Consider the following 13,717-nt stretch of genomic DNA (forward strand, 5'->3'; position numbering starts at 1 on the left):
GGGGGAACTTTACCGACAAACGAGAATAATTATTATCTTTGCATTGCAAAGCGCCGGGTTTCACCGCGTTGCGCGTGTGAAACCCGGATCCTTCAAGGTTGCTTCACAACGGCCACGGGCGGGTTGACCTTGGGTTTGATCAGGCTGAAATCGATCAATGCCCTTTGTTTGCGCTCATAAGGATTGCCGATCAGCAGTGGCCGCGGCTGGAAGTTGTCGCTGATCAGGCTGCGACTGTGGTCCAGTTCGTCGAAACTCAAGCCGGCCATGTCGGCCCAGGTGTGAATCAACTGCGAGCTGCTGTAGGGCCGTTGCAGGTCGCCCTGAACATTCCAGCCATGATTGGCGCGCCATTTGGGCGAGGCCCACGTCATGAACGGAATGGTGTACATCGGCGCCGTCGGCTTGCCTTCGTTGCGCCCCAAGGTGCTATGTCCCACCGAGTCGAACACATCTTCGCCGTGGTCGGAGAGGTACATCAAGAAACCATTGGGATCGGTCTTGGCGTAGTCTTTGATCAGGCTCGACACCACGAAATCGTTGTATAGCACCGCGTTGTCATAGCTGTTGTAGGTCGGCAACTGGTCGTCACGCACACCGTCCGGAACGCCTTGGCGGTCGGTGAACTTATCGAAGCTCGACGGGTAGCGATACTGATAGCTCATGTGCGTGCCCAGCAGATGCACGACGATGAATTTACGCTCGGCCGTGTCGCTCAGCGCCTTGGAGAACGGCGCCAACACATCGCCGTCGTACTGCCGGGCGTTCTGGTTGCGGTTGTTATTCAGGTACACCTGCTCGTCAGCCTGTTCGGAAAACGTCGTCAGCATGGTGTTGCGCTTGGTCATGGTCTGTTGGTTGGTGATCCAGAAAGTCTTGTAACCCGCCTGTTTCATCACGCTGACAATGGAGGGTGTCTTGAGGTACAGGTCAGGGTTGTCTTCATCGGCGAAGGTCAGCACCTGTTGCAGCGCTTCGATGGTGTAGGGGCGCGGCGTGATGACGTTATCGAACACATCCAATTGGCTGCGCAGCTTGTCCAGCTCCGGCGTGGTAGTGCGCGGGTAGCCATAGAGGCTCATGCGCTGACGGTTGGTCGACTCGCCGATCACCAGCACCAAGGTGGACGGTTGGCCCGCGGTGCGGTCCTTTAGGTTGCTCAGGGGCGGGATCTTGCTGACGTTGTCCAGCATGCCTTGCATATTGTTCAACTGCTCGGTGTAGCGGCGGTAGGCGACAATCATCTGCCAGGGCACGGCCGGCTCAATGCGGGTTTCGAAACGATCGATGGCCAGCTCCATGGTTTCGCTTTTGGCAATCTGCTTGATCAGCGGGTAGCCGATCACCGCGACTACAATCGCCGCGGCCGCAAGCATGGCCTGGCCTCGTGGCAGATAGACCGGGCGCAGGCGTGTCCACAGGAATATCGCCAAGGCAGTGTGGGCAATGAATGCCAGCACAATCCACCAGGCAAAGTACTGGGTGGCGTATTCGCCGGCTTCAGAGATGTTCGACTCGAACATGATGAAGATGACGCTTTGGGAAAATTCCTGCTGGTAGATAAAGAAATAGCCCAGGCTGGCCATGGAGCAGGCCCACAATACGACGCCAATCAACGCCGCAAGCAGACGGGTACGCCGCGGGAACAGCAGCATCGGCGCGAGCCACAGTGCGCTCATGAAGAATGCCTGGCGAAAACCGCTGAAGCCGGAAGTGCCGGTCAGTTGTATCAGCAGTTGGGTAATCCCGGAAAAGTACCAGAAAAACAGAAACATCCAGCCAAGGCCGGCCCAATCAAATCCTTTCGCAGACTTAGTGCTGCGTTTGAACATCGCCATCCAGCGTTCTCACCCGATAATTTTGGAAATCAGCGCGCTGAAAGCACGCAATCAAGGCCACCCATAAGAGGGGCAGCCTGCTGGCGTGGGATTATCGGGTAGGGCGTGTGAAAACTTTGTGAGGGTTTTCCGGGGGATACGAGCTTTGACTCAGATGAGCGCGGGACGCGGTTCCGCAGGCAGATTCAGCTGGCCCTGCAGGTGCGCGCGCAGACGCAATACTTCCTCTTGCAGCTGGTCGCGTTCGTCTTTCAACTGGTGCAACTCATCGCGTCGAATGGTGACGTAAAGGGTCTGTGGCGGGCGTGTCATCGATACAGTGCTCATTGCTTACCTCGCAAATAGCCGGTGTGTCGCGGTGCCAGAGCGCTTGAGTCGAGGCTCTCGGCAGCAGTCAGGCCAATTCTGATTTCTTTTTTGGCATAATGGAACTTTTTTATTTTTTATGGTCACTGTGACTTTTTGCTCGGCGATGGTGAAACGATGGCCTTTTTTTGTCATGAAACTCATGTGATTGGCGCCTGACTAATCCCTCATGAGCCTCATTGCGCTATAAACTATTGCACACATTTTATTTGTAGTTGGGAGCATCAATACATGCAACTGGGGATTATCGGACTAGGCCGCATGGGCGGGAATATCGCGCGCCGCTTGATGCTCAATGGGCATACAACCGTGGTCTATGACCGCAACGAAGCATTCGTCAAAGGTTTGAGTGAAGAGGGCGCCACCGGCGTCGTCGATCTGCCGGCACTGGTTGCCGGGCTACAGAAGCCTCGGGCGGTCTGGGTGATGTTGCCAGCGGGCGACCCCACTGAGGTCACGATTCAGGCTTTGAGCGAGCTGATGGAACCGGGTGATGTGATCATCGACGGCGGTAACACTTATTATAAGGACGACATGCGCCGTGGCAGGACCCTGGCGGAAAAAGGTCTGCACTACATCGACGTAGGGACTTCTGGCGGCGTCTGGGGACTGGAGCGTGGTTATTGCATGATGATTGGCGGCGATGCCGAGACGGTCCAGCGCCTGGACCCGATCTTCGCCAGCCTGGCGCCCGGCCTGGGCGATATTCCACGCACCAGGGACCGTACCGCTACCGATGACCGCGCCGAACGTGGCTACATCCACGCAGGTCCTGCCGGTTCCGGGCACTTCGTCAAGATGATCCACAACGGCATCGAGTACGGGATGATGCAGGCCTTTGCAGAAGGTTTTGACATCCTCAAAACCAAAAATTCGGAGAACCTGCCGCAAGATCAGCGCTTCGACCTAAACCTGGCTGACATCGCTGAAGTATGGCGTCGCGGTAGCGTAGTGTCGTCCTGGTTGCTCGATCTGACGGCCGATGCACTGGCCACCGATCCGAAGCTCGACGGTTACTCCGGCTCCGTAGCCGACAGCGGTGAAGGGCGCTGGACCATCGAAGCCGCCATGGAGCAATCGGTACCGGTGCCGGTGCTGTCCAACTCGTTGTTCGCGCGTTTCCGCTCACGCCAGCAAAGCACCTATGGGGACAAGTTGCTCTCGGCCATGCGCTTCGGCTTTGGTGGGCATGTGGAGACTTCCAAAAAATGACCGCCAACGGCAAGAAACCCAAGGCCGAACCCGCTCCACCGACCACCTTGTTCCTGTTTGGCGCCCACGGCGACCTGGTCAAGCGCCTGCTGATGCCGGCGTTGTATAACCTCAGTCGTGATGGTTTGCTGGGTGATGGCTTGCGCATTGTTGGCGTGGACCATAACGCCATCAGCGATGTCGACTTCGCCAAGAAGCTTGAAGACTTCATCCGCACCGAGGCCGCCAGCAAGATCAAGGGGAATGCCGAAAACGCCTTGGACCCGCAATTGTGGGAGCAATTGGCCAAGGGCATCAGCTACGTACAAGGCGACTTTCTCGACGACACGACCTATGCCGATATCGCGCGGAAAATCGCCGAGAGCGGCACCGGCAATGCGGTGTTTTATTTGGCCACGGCACCGCGCTTCTTCGGTGAAGTGGTGCAGCGCCTGGGGCGCGCCAACCTGCTGGAAGAAAGTCCCGAGGCTTTCCGTCGCGTGGTGATCGAAAAGCCCTTCGGTTCGGACCTGGCCACGGCCGAGGCGCTGAACGCTTGCCTGCTCAAGGTCATGACGGAAAAGCAGATCTACCGTATCGACCATTACCTGGGCAAGGAGACGGTACAGAACATCCTGATCAGCCGTTTTTCCAACGTGCTGTTCGAAGCCTTCTGGAACAATCACTACATTGACCATGTACAAATCACCGCGGCCGAAACTGTCGGCGTGGAGACCCGTGGCAGCTTTTTCGAAACGACTGGCACCTTGCGCGACATGGTGCCTAACCACCTGTTCCAATTGTTGGCGATGATTGCCATGGAGCCACCGGCTGCATTTGGCGCCGATGCGGTGCGTGGGGAAAAGGCCAAGGTGATTGGTGCGATACGTCCGTGGTCGGTGGAGGATGCGCGGGCCAACTCGGTCCGTGGCCAATACACCGCGGGCGAGATCGCCGGCAAGGCATTGCCGGGATACCGTGAAGAAGCCTACGTCGCACCCGACAGCAGCACCGAAACCTTCGTCGCCCTCAAAGTCATGATCGACAACTGGCGCTGGGTCGGGGTGCCGTTCTACCTGCGTACCGGCAAACGCATGAGCGTTCGTGATACGGAAATCGTCATCTGCTTCAAGCCGGCGCCGTATGCGCAATTTCGCGACACGGAAGTGGACGAACTCAAGCCGACCTACCTCAAGATCCAGATCCAGCCCAATGAAGGCATGTGGTTCGACTTGCTGGCGAAGAAACCTGGGCCGACCCTCGACATGGCCAATATCGAGCTGGGGTTTGCCTACAAGGATTTCTTCGAAATGCAGCCGTCAACGGGCTACGAAGCGCTGATATATGATTGTCTGACCGGTGACCAGACATTGTTTCAGCGCGCCGACAACATCGAAAACGGCTGGCGTGCGGTGCAGCCCTTTCTCGATGCCTGGAAAGAAGATGACGGGATACAGGCCTATAAGGCTGGCGAGGATGGACCGGCGGCGGCGGATGCGTTGCTGGCCCGCGACGGCCACGCCTGGCATCGCCTCGGATGAGTGACGAAAGGAATCATCCCATCCGTTTTTTGTTGAGTGATATGGACGGTACGCTGTTACTGCCCGATCACAGCCTCAGCCAACGCACGATTGCCGCGGTCCGCGCCTTGCGCGAGGCTGGAGTGTTTTTCAGCCTGGCCACCGGGCGCCCGCCGAGGGCCATGTTGCAGCAGATCGAAGCGCTTGGGGTCGACGTACCCACGGCGGGGTTCAATGGCGGCACGCTCGTCAATCCGGACGGCAGCATTCTGGTCGCTCACCATTTGCCGGTGGCGGCGGCGTTGATTGTCTTGGCGTTGTTTTCAGCACATCCCGACGTGGAAGTCTGGGTGTTTGCCGATGGCGACTGGTTGTTGCGTGATCCAACAGGGCCGATGGTTCCTCGGGAACAACAAGGCCTGGGATACGCGCCGGTGGTGGTGGAGAGTTTTGAGCCGTTCCTGGATCGGATCGACAAGATTGTCGCTGCCAGCCTCAATGCGCAGCTGCTGATTGAGCTGGAAGCGCAATTACAGCCCAGCGTCGAGGGGCAGGCCCAGGTGTCTCGTTCGCAACCCGTGTATCTCGACGTGACGGCGATGAAAGCCAACAAAGGCGAGGCGTTGGCAACTCTGGCGGCACATTTGGGCGTGCCGATGGAACAGACTGCGGCCATCGGTGACGGCGGCAACGACCCGGCAATGTTTCACGTCGCCGGCTTGTCGATTGCCATGGGGCAGGCTGAAGAAACGGTCAAGCGCCAAGCGACGGTAGTCACCGGCAGTAATGTGGAAGACGGCGTGGCCGAGGCGATTGAGCGGTTTATTCTGTCGGGCCGATAATCTGAAACTACGAAGCGGTGGCGAACGCGTCAGAACGTTCGCCACTTGCCTGGTTTCAGTCTAAATAACTACGCAGATGCCATCGCCGATGTAACGACTGGACGATCACTCTTATCGAACAGTTGATCGATAATCTCGATCATCAAGTAACAGTGCGTCAATTACTTGGGCATTACCCAGCCTTGCAACTGATAGCCCTCTTTGTCGAGTTCAGCGCGCGCTTCTAACAGCAGGTCTTCAAGTTGCGCTGGATCGGTGTAGGCGCTGGAAGACAGTTGTTTGCTGCCAATCCGGGTATTAGTGCGGTCGATGACGGAAAGCGACAGCGCGCCGTTACCGTCGTGCCAGGCTATGCACTGAAAGGGCTGAAAAGCACGGTCTGCGATCAAAAGAGCTTCGTTGATGCGGAGCGGGGCGTTCATGGGGTCTTCTCTCTAAATGCCCAATCAAATGAGGTGCCGTCGGTTGGGCGTACCGTTCGGCTCGTACTTGTACTGATGCACGAAGGCAGGGTACGGGTCACATCTTAGAGCAACTATTTTCAACTTTTCGTGATTAACGTCATGTAAGAGGTGCTTTTGAAAGCTTGTGAAAGATAAGAAGTGCGGCGATTTAACGCACCCATTGACTAAAAGAATAGCCAAGGGCGAGTTTATCGCGAAACGATACAAGAGCCGCGTCAAGGTTTTGCTAGGGTTGTCAAAGGCTATCCCAAACTATTGTTTTTAAATAACTTTAATGTTTTTGACGCCAAGGAAAAGTCATGATTGAGTCCCCTGCGTTGCGCAGCTTGCTCGTCGTCGATCCGTGTGATGATTGTCATCGATTATTGCCAGGGTTAAAGGCGGCAGGCTGGGCTGTCGACAGCAGTACGTTGGCGGCAGTCGGGGAGCGTACCTGTGACGTCGGGCTGTTGCGTTTGCAGCCGTTTCACCTGGAGCGCCCGGAAGCGGTCAAGGAACTGATCACGCGTAGCGGCACGGAGTGGATCGCGGTGCTCAGCCCGGAGGTATTGCTGCTGCAGAACGTTGGCGATTTTGTCTGCGAATGGTTTTTTGACTTTCATACCTTGCCGTTTGACGTATCGCGGGTCCAGGTGACACTGGGCAGGGCTTTTGGCATGGCACGGTTGCGTGGCAAAGGCGCGACTCAGGTTCACGATTCGGCGCACGAACTGCTCGGAGACAGCCGGCCGATCCGCGAATTACGCAAGTTGCTGGCCAAACTCGCGCCCACCGAATCGCCGATCCTGATTCGTGGGGACAGTGGCACCGGCAAGGAGTTGGTCGCCAAGACCCTGCACCGGCAATCTCAGCGTCACGCCAAGCCTTTTGTGGCGATCAATTGTGGGGCGATTCCCGAACATCTGATTCAGTCCGAACTCTTCGGACATGAAAAAGGCGCATTCACTGGCGCCCACCAACGCAAGGTGGGGCGCATCGAGGCAGCGCACGGCGGCACTTTGTTTCTGGATGAAATTGGCGACTTGCCGATGGAGTTGCAGGCCAACCTGCTGCGGTTCCTGCAGGAAAAACACATCGAACGTGTCGGTGGCTGTCAGCCGATTCCAGTGGATGTCAGGGTGTTGGCGGCGACTCATGTGGACCTGGAAGCGGCCATCGAGAAGGGCTTGTTCCGGGAAGACTTGTATTACCGGTTGAATGTCCTGCAAGTCCTGACCGCGCCCTTGCGTGACCGGCACGGTGATATTGGCATGTTGGCCAACCACTTTTCTCGCTTCTACAGCCAGGAAATCGGCCGCCGTCCGCGCAGCTTCAGCGATGACGCGCTGGACGCCATGGGCAAGCATGGCTGGCCGGGGAACGTCCGCGAGTTGGCCAACCGCGTGCGGCGGGGCCTGGTACTGGCAGAAGGACGCCAAATCGAAGCAGACGACCTTGGCTTGCAAGGCCGGCAGGCAATCGCACTGCCCATGGCCACATTGGAAGATTACAAACACCGCGCCGAACGTCAGGCGTTGTGCGATGTGCTTAACCGGCATAGCGACAATATGAGCCTCGCCGCGCGTGTGCTGGGCGTTTCCCGGCCCACGTTCTACCGGTTGCTGCACAAACACCAGATCCGCTAGGGCGGGTGAGTTAGAGCAGGGCTTTTTCGTGCTCGCTCTTGTCAGATACGAAAACCAGTGATTAAACGGATTAAGGTTTGAGTTGCAGGGCGGTGTAACACTTCCCTCCTTGGGCTGGATTTCGGCCCTCTTCAAGTTTCTGTTAGAGCATTCGTAAAACAGCCCGTCGCTGCTTATCGCAAAGAATTATATAAAACTGTCAACTTTGACAGTAGAAACCTCTCCGCGAATACGTATATTCAGTTGCATGTACATCGTTAGCAGGGAGAACGTTAGGGGTTGGGCCGAGTTGAAGTGAATTCCGACAACCCGATATTGGTGAAAAGGCGAACATCGTAATCAACGAGCGTGTGTGATCCTCGTGCCTAAAAAAGGAGTTTGAACATGAACACCAAATCCAAGTTTCCTGGTGTCTGTTTTCTGAGCATCGCTATGTTGGGTTTACCCAGTTACGCGCATGCAGAAAGTTCCATTGTTGTAGGCGAAAAGGCTGATGCGAGATGCCTAGACAGCTGGAACCAAAGCTCTGCATCCAAAACGTGTTCTAATACGGTGACCAAGCAGTCCTCCAGCAACCCCTATGCATGCACCCTTGATACCACCTGCAAGGGGATAGCGAAAGACGTTTCGGCAGGGGAACTCACAGGGGAGTACGGCCGGCGTGTTTATCTCCAAACAGGCAGGACCAAAGGAAGTTATCTTTTTCACGTGCATCTGCTTCAACGCGCTATAAATTGCGATGGAGAAGTGAAGGTCGGAACGCTCGAAACAGGCCCTTCATGCTAGTGGGCGTTTCAGAAGTGCCTGCGTACAAAGTTAAAGGCTTGTACAGGGATCAACACTAATAGCTCGCGTGCGTAATCAGCCAGATAAGCGAGTTCCCTTTGAACGGGTGCCCATGAGGAACTTGCTGACGGCGCGGCATTTACAATGCATGGATGCTAGCAGCGTTACTGTGCGTTTAAACACTGCCCGCTTGGGGCGGGCAACTGACTCAGGCCCCGCTAGAAGTAATACGGGAATTTCAGGCTGACGGTAAAGTCGGGCGCCGAGAACGACATGCTCATCAGGCCCAAGGCCTTGATGCAGGAGGAACAATATAGACGTCAGGCAATTTTTCCGCCCAGCCGTAGCGCCTCTATACTGCTGGACTGCTGGAAAGGTAAAACCTGCGATTATGAGAAAACGCGCGATACTAAAGAACATCATTCCGTCTCGCGCAGGAATTGAAGTGACCTAGCCCACGATCTGCAGTGGCCGTTGATCGGCGTTCAGGCTTTGCTTGATCGCTGCGATGTTTGTCGTTCCTCTGGTACGGCCAGATCCAACGCGACAACCGGCATCCCGTCCCGTCTCGGCAAGTATTCGCCGACGCATAGGGTGATCGAGGGGAGTATGCAACACGAGCAACAGGTGGCGATCATCAATCGGATATTCGCGCACATCGAGAAAAGGACTACGGATATGAGCCTGGCAATCGGGCTCAACCCGGTCGAGGAGTATTTCTCTCCCGCCTGGCAAGCGTCGGAACAGCGTTATCTGTTTCACGATCGTGCACAGTTGCTCGGACTCCGCGGGCTACTGCGCGACGCCGGCGACCACCTTGTCGACGATCTCGGGGGCGCCTCGTTGCTGCTAGTGCGCACCCCGGGGGGGCCGATCCACGGGTTCCACAATGTCTGCCGACATCGCGGTGCAGCCTTGGTACAGCACGGGGGTCAATGTGCCAGGAGTTTCACCTGCCCCTACCACGGCTGGTCGTACGACTTGGATGGCGTGCCAATCACACTGAAGGACCTGCACTACCCGCAGTTGCCGCCGGTGGAGCGGCAACTGACCGCCGTTGGTGTCAGCGAAACCCATGGATTGATCTGGGTCCATCCACATGCTGGCGCGGCGATACCTATCGAGCTGCACGGACTGGAGCAGGAACTGGAAGCGTACCGGCTGCAGGACTTCTTCCACTACAAAACCCGTCGACTGCAGCGGCGCATGAACTGGAAGATGGTCATCGACACCTTCCTGGAAAGCGCCCATTTTCCGTTTCTGCACCGTGAATCGATCGCCTCGCTGTTCATTCCTAGCCTGGGCATCTTCGATGCGTTTGGCGACCACTGCCGGATGATCTATCCACGCAAAACCATCAACACCCTGCGTGGTACCGATGAGTGTGGGTGGGACTTGCTAAGGCATTCGATCATCATCTATGTACTGTTCCCGAATACTTTGCTGATCTGGCAACTGGACCATGTGGAGGTCTGGCGAACCTATCCCGATCCCAGTGGCGACCCGGCGCAGTGCGTTGCGGAAGTCTCGATGTATATCCCACAACCGGCCGACAGCGATAAGGCCCGCGCGCACTGGGACGCGAACATGCGGATTCTGATCCGTACCGTAGAGGAAGAGGACTTCCCGATTGTCGAGGCGGTGCAGCGCGGTCTGCGGTCGGGCGCGCAGTCGCACCTGACCTTCGGCTGCCATGAGCCGGGGCTCATCCACTTCCATGCGCGCCTGCAGCAGGCGATGGTCGACTGATGAGCGAAGGCCCTGCGGTGGCGTGATGACGACTTCATTGTGCGGGTGTACATCGGGAGGCTCGGAAAACGCTGATTAATGCGCTGAACTGAAAGCCGACAATCTGCGACCCCGACGATGCCAGCCATTGGAGTACATGAAAAATGAGCCGGCAGACTCAGTTGTCTCCTTCCAACGTCATGCGTATTTGGCATGCATGTAGGATCAAATCCCTCTGTCGGCATGCATAGAGCGTCAATTACAGGCCCCGATGAAACCGATACATGCGCTTTCGCCGTCTGGGATCGCGGAGGTGATTCAAACGTTTCAGATTAGCTTCCGCCTGACGGCCTGTGTGACCGCAGCGGTCTTGTTTCTGACCCCCAGTTTGCAAATGATGCTGTGTATATGAAACCCAACTGTGCGTCTAGAGAGTGACAGAATGATGGCTACCTCCTCGGCAGTTTTGCCTTCAGCTGTCCATCGAAGGACCTCAAGTTCCTTAGGGGTCAAGCGAACCGGAGGAGGGGCTAAGAACAGACGTTCGGCAAGCACGGTGTGGGTCTTATTGGTCAGCCATAGCATGAACCCCGCTTTTTCATAAAAGTCCTCGTGATTGATAGCTGGCTGCTCGCGGGTGAAACAAAAAATGCTGGTGAGGCCACGCGGATCATGCACTGCGTGGGAGAAGCCATGCTGCAATCCAAACAGGCAAAGATCCTCCCACAGCCTTGGCAATGAGATGAAAAGCGACTCTGACCACAGCGAGGGCAAGACGCAAGCCTGGCAATGCCGGACGATAGGGACGTCCCGGTAGTCGTAGTGTTGTGTGAAATGTTGGTTCCAGGTGTTGGGAAAGCTATTTTTCGAGAGCAGTGGAGCTGCGGATGGGGCATCTGTTGGCAGCAGCAAAATGGAGCAATATTTATAACCGAGCTCGGCAGCACCTAGTTGAAAAGACTCGAAGATGTCGTCGTGGTTATGGTTTGGCTCTGGGCAATTCGCGCGGCTGGCAGACCAGTATCGCATGGTATTTATCCTTTGTAGAAACTGCTTAGTTACATGGCGGGTGCTTATTTTATGAGTGTAGGGTAATTATTTGTGATGCCGGAGAAAGTTGCAAAAAAATTCAATGGCGCAATCTGTGTTGTATTTTTGTCATTATCTGTATTGGTGTCGATTTAATATTGCTGATTGATGTTTACTTGGTAAATTCCGATAAAATCGTCGTCAACGAACAGCAAATTGAAACAGTCGCAGAGTTTTGAAGTTCGACCATCTGGGTGGCATCGGCGACATTCGCCGCTGTGCCGTGAATGTGATGAACCAGTCCCGACCCAACGTTGACACCTGCAAGTAACGGTGTATCGCTGCGGGGATCGCAGGCGCCAGCTTGTGCTTGTCGGCGCATCTGAAGTCGGAAAGCTCATCTGGCTCATGGTGGGCTCAGGCCAGATGTGAAGTTGTACCTCAGCACATCTGAGGGTTTGTTCGGAGAATCCTTTGGAAAGATCAGTTTTTCCGGGATACAGCAGCGGCTACCTGTCAAGTTTGACAGTAGACAGCGCCGGGCGGTTGATGGACTTTAAACGTGCGTACTATTCAACGTGTATGGCGGTGTGCCGAAGCTCCCCTCGCGGAATATGGTGCCAGTCGTCTGTCGAGGCATTATTAATAAGGATTGCAAAAATGGAACGGGAACCAGCAAAGGAAAATGACGAGGTCATCAAAAAAACGAATGATGCCGAGAAATTATTCACGAGGTATGCGTCTAAGTGTTATACGTCGGCGTTACGCAAATATGCCGAAGAGACGAGCGAGACGTCTTACAATTATTTATTGGCTGAACTCGCCGAGAGCGCACTGAGCTCCGAAACTCTTGGTCGGCCAGGCTCCAATATAAGTCTGATAAAAATCGAGATAGAGGAGGTGATGGTTGAGGCGGATGTAATAAAACGATTGAAGAAAGCTGAAACTCATTATTTGGAAACATTGGAGTCGGTCAGAAAGTTTGAAGACCTGAAGCGGTTCGAAAAAATGCAGGATACGTCCGACATCGTTCGCTCTATAAAAATGGGGGTATCACGGTTTAATATAGTCTACGTCATTCTGCTTATCTGTGGATTGACGTGGTGTGCTATCTATTTACCTAAAGAGGCCTTGGCGTTGGTGTCCGCCGCTATAGGTGGGGCGATCACTCACTTGTTGTCTGAGCGGCAGGCGGTGCTGGCGTTGAAGAAAGAGGTTGATGGTAATAGTCCCTGCCCCAGAAATAATACTCAGGATTGATTGTGGTGGGACTTTTAGATAGGCGTGATTTTGCGAGTGTCAAAGGTGTTTATATGTAGCCCAAATAATAGTTTATGGTGGGAGAATTATTGGAGACTGCCGACCTGTTGTGTCGCACGTTGGCGGGCTGGAGCCCGCTGTGGGCGCAATCGGTTGGAGACAGTAAAAAACCTATCCTCTGGAAACCATGCTGTCCTTCAAGGTTGACACAGCGAGACATGTGGATGGGGCACCAATCTGACGTCCTCTGCCAGATTGGTGGTGGGACGGTTCTTGCCTGTCAAAATCGGGACATCTCCTTGAAGGCACAGGCTAAATAGCGCATGGCCACGCGGTCAGTTTCTGACAGCGTGCGAAAGTGCTCAATCAAACGTACCTCTTCATCCGTAAGGGCGCGTAGTCGACGCCTTGGCCAGAACACAAAAAACAGCGGGGAAATCTCTTTGGTTGATGCCATGAGCCCTGTCCTCTGTTGCAAAAAAACAACTGTTTGTGTCTTGTAAATACGTTGCTGTTTGGGCAATCGGGTGAAAGCAAACCAAGGCCATTTATAGTAAGTGTAGAAAGGTGTTCTGAGCTGCGTGAAATATTTTTTTAAAGCTGGGACTTGCTGTCAAAAAAGTCGGGTGCTGACGACTATGTATCGGCAGGATTATGCTGGAAGGTCGCTGCCTTACAGGGGGCTGGCTAAATGAATGAGCCCATAGAAAAATGAGCTCGAATAGGTAAAGTCAGATGCCGAACAGCGGCAAGTTATCCAGCATCACCGTATTCAGATCAAGAGCAGAGGGCGCGTATCGGTTGACGCAGTTCTTGGCGTTTATGAACCACTCAAGTTGCCGCATGCCGACTACTGATCCAACTGCCCCAAAAAAACAGAAGGGCGAAGGCCTAATGCTGATCAGTTAAGCCTTTTCTGTAGGAGCGAGGGAGGGCGCCTAGCCCTTGCTCGCGAAGAACTCCAAGGCACCGCGCTTATCCTGAAGGCACGCGTTATCGTTGAGGTTTTTCGCGAGCAAGCTCGCTCCTACAGTAGTCGGCGTTCCCTCAACTGATTGGCATTAGGGT

The 13,717-nt window shown here is 55.1% G+C and carries 11 protein-coding genes; 6 read left to right on the plus strand and 5 right to left on the minus strand.

The window, feature by feature from the left end:
• Positions 1 to 92: 92 nt before the first annotated feature.
• Together BLU75_RS09470 and BLU75_RS27230 are read right to left on the minus strand one after the other, a co-directional pair.
• The gene (locus BLU75_RS09470; RefSeq protein WP_084380879.1) at positions 93 to 1,838 is read right to left on the minus strand and encodes a phosphoethanolamine transferase CptA; all 1,746 of its coding nucleotides are present in this window, start codon (positions 1,836 to 1,838) and stop codon (positions 93 to 95) included.
• Positions 1,839 to 1,988: 150 nt separating this feature from the next.
• Entirely contained in the window at positions 1,989 to 2,150 is a 162-nt protein-coding gene (locus BLU75_RS27230; protein WP_231982667.1) for a DUF6026 family protein, read from the minus strand.
• A gap of 285 nt (positions 2,151 to 2,435) precedes the next feature.
• Between BLU75_RS27230 and gnd the strand changes: the two genes are divergently transcribed.
• Genes gnd through BLU75_RS09485 form a run of 3 tightly spaced genes read left to right on the plus strand, consistent with a single transcriptional unit; the run spans position 2,436 to position 5,757 of the window.
• The gene (gnd, locus tag BLU75_RS09475) at positions 2,436 to 3,416 is read left to right on the plus strand and encodes a phosphogluconate dehydrogenase (NAD(+)-dependent, decarboxylating) (RefSeq protein ID WP_084380880.1); all 981 of its coding nucleotides are present in this window, start codon (positions 2,436 to 2,438) and stop codon (positions 3,414 to 3,416) included.
• On the plus strand, positions 3,413 to 4,936 hold the full coding sequence (zwf, locus tag BLU75_RS09480; RefSeq protein WP_090221432.1) for a glucose-6-phosphate dehydrogenase: 1,524 nt from the start codon (positions 3,413 to 3,415) through the stop codon (positions 4,934 to 4,936). The genes gnd and zwf overlap by 4 nt, the downstream gene beginning before the upstream one ends.
• Positions 4,933 to 5,757: a Cof-type HAD-IIB family hydrolase gene (locus BLU75_RS09485; RefSeq protein ID WP_084376837.1), complete on the plus strand. Its 825-nt coding sequence runs from the start codon at positions 4,933 to 4,935 to the stop codon at positions 5,755 to 5,757. The genes zwf and BLU75_RS09485 overlap by 4 nt, the downstream gene beginning before the upstream one ends.
• 161 nt (positions 5,758 to 5,918) lie before the next feature.
• Here BLU75_RS09485 and BLU75_RS09490 read toward each other — a convergent pair whose 3' ends face one another.
• The gene (locus BLU75_RS09490; RefSeq protein ID WP_084376836.1) at positions 5,919 to 6,179 is read right to left on the minus strand and encodes a hypothetical protein; all 261 of its coding nucleotides are present in this window, start codon (positions 6,177 to 6,179) and stop codon (positions 5,919 to 5,921) included.
• A gap of 341 nt (positions 6,180 to 6,520) precedes the next feature.
• On the opposite strand from BLU75_RS09490, the gene BLU75_RS09495 reads away from it, so the two are divergent.
• Positions 6,521 to 7,846: a sigma-54 dependent transcriptional regulator gene (locus BLU75_RS09495; protein ID WP_084376835.1), complete on the plus strand. Its 1,326-nt coding sequence runs from the start codon at positions 6,521 to 6,523 to the stop codon at positions 7,844 to 7,846.
• A 1,464-nt stretch (positions 7,847 to 9,310) separates the two neighbouring features.
• Positions 9,311 to 10,381 carry an aromatic ring-hydroxylating oxygenase subunit alpha gene (locus tag BLU75_RS09500; RefSeq protein WP_165447430.1) on the plus strand — a complete coding sequence of 357 codons (1,071 nt, stop codon included), beginning with the start codon at positions 9,311 to 9,313 and terminating at the stop codon, positions 10,379 to 10,381.
• Positions 10,382 to 10,687: 306 nt separating this feature from the next.
• Here the strand turns inward: BLU75_RS09500 and BLU75_RS09505 are convergent, their stop codons facing one another.
• Positions 10,688 to 11,389 carry an autoinducer binding domain-containing protein gene (locus BLU75_RS09505; protein ID WP_084376833.1) on the minus strand — a complete coding sequence of 234 codons (702 nt, stop codon included), beginning with the start codon at positions 11,387 to 11,389 and terminating at the stop codon, positions 10,688 to 10,690.
• A gap of 660 nt (positions 11,390 to 12,049) precedes the next feature.
• On the opposite strand from BLU75_RS09505, the gene BLU75_RS09510 reads away from it, so the two are divergent.
• The gene (locus BLU75_RS09510) at positions 12,050 to 12,649 is read left to right on the plus strand and encodes a hypothetical protein (protein WP_084376832.1); all 600 of its coding nucleotides are present in this window, start codon (positions 12,050 to 12,052) and stop codon (positions 12,647 to 12,649) included.
• A 280-nt stretch (positions 12,650 to 12,929) separates the two neighbouring features.
• On the opposite strand, the gene BLU75_RS27450 is transcribed toward BLU75_RS09510, so the two are convergent.
• Complete coding sequence (locus tag BLU75_RS27450) at positions 12,930 to 13,106, minus strand: hypothetical protein (RefSeq protein WP_165447431.1); 177 nt, start codon at positions 13,104 to 13,106, stop codon at positions 12,930 to 12,932.
• Positions 13,107 to 13,717: the final 611 nt, after the last annotated feature.

Origin of the sequence: Pseudomonas mucidolens, from assembly GCF_900106045.1 — a bacterium.
GTDB classification, from domain to species: Bacteria; Pseudomonadota; Gammaproteobacteria; order Pseudomonadales; family Pseudomonadaceae; genus Aquipseudomonas; species Aquipseudomonas mucidolens.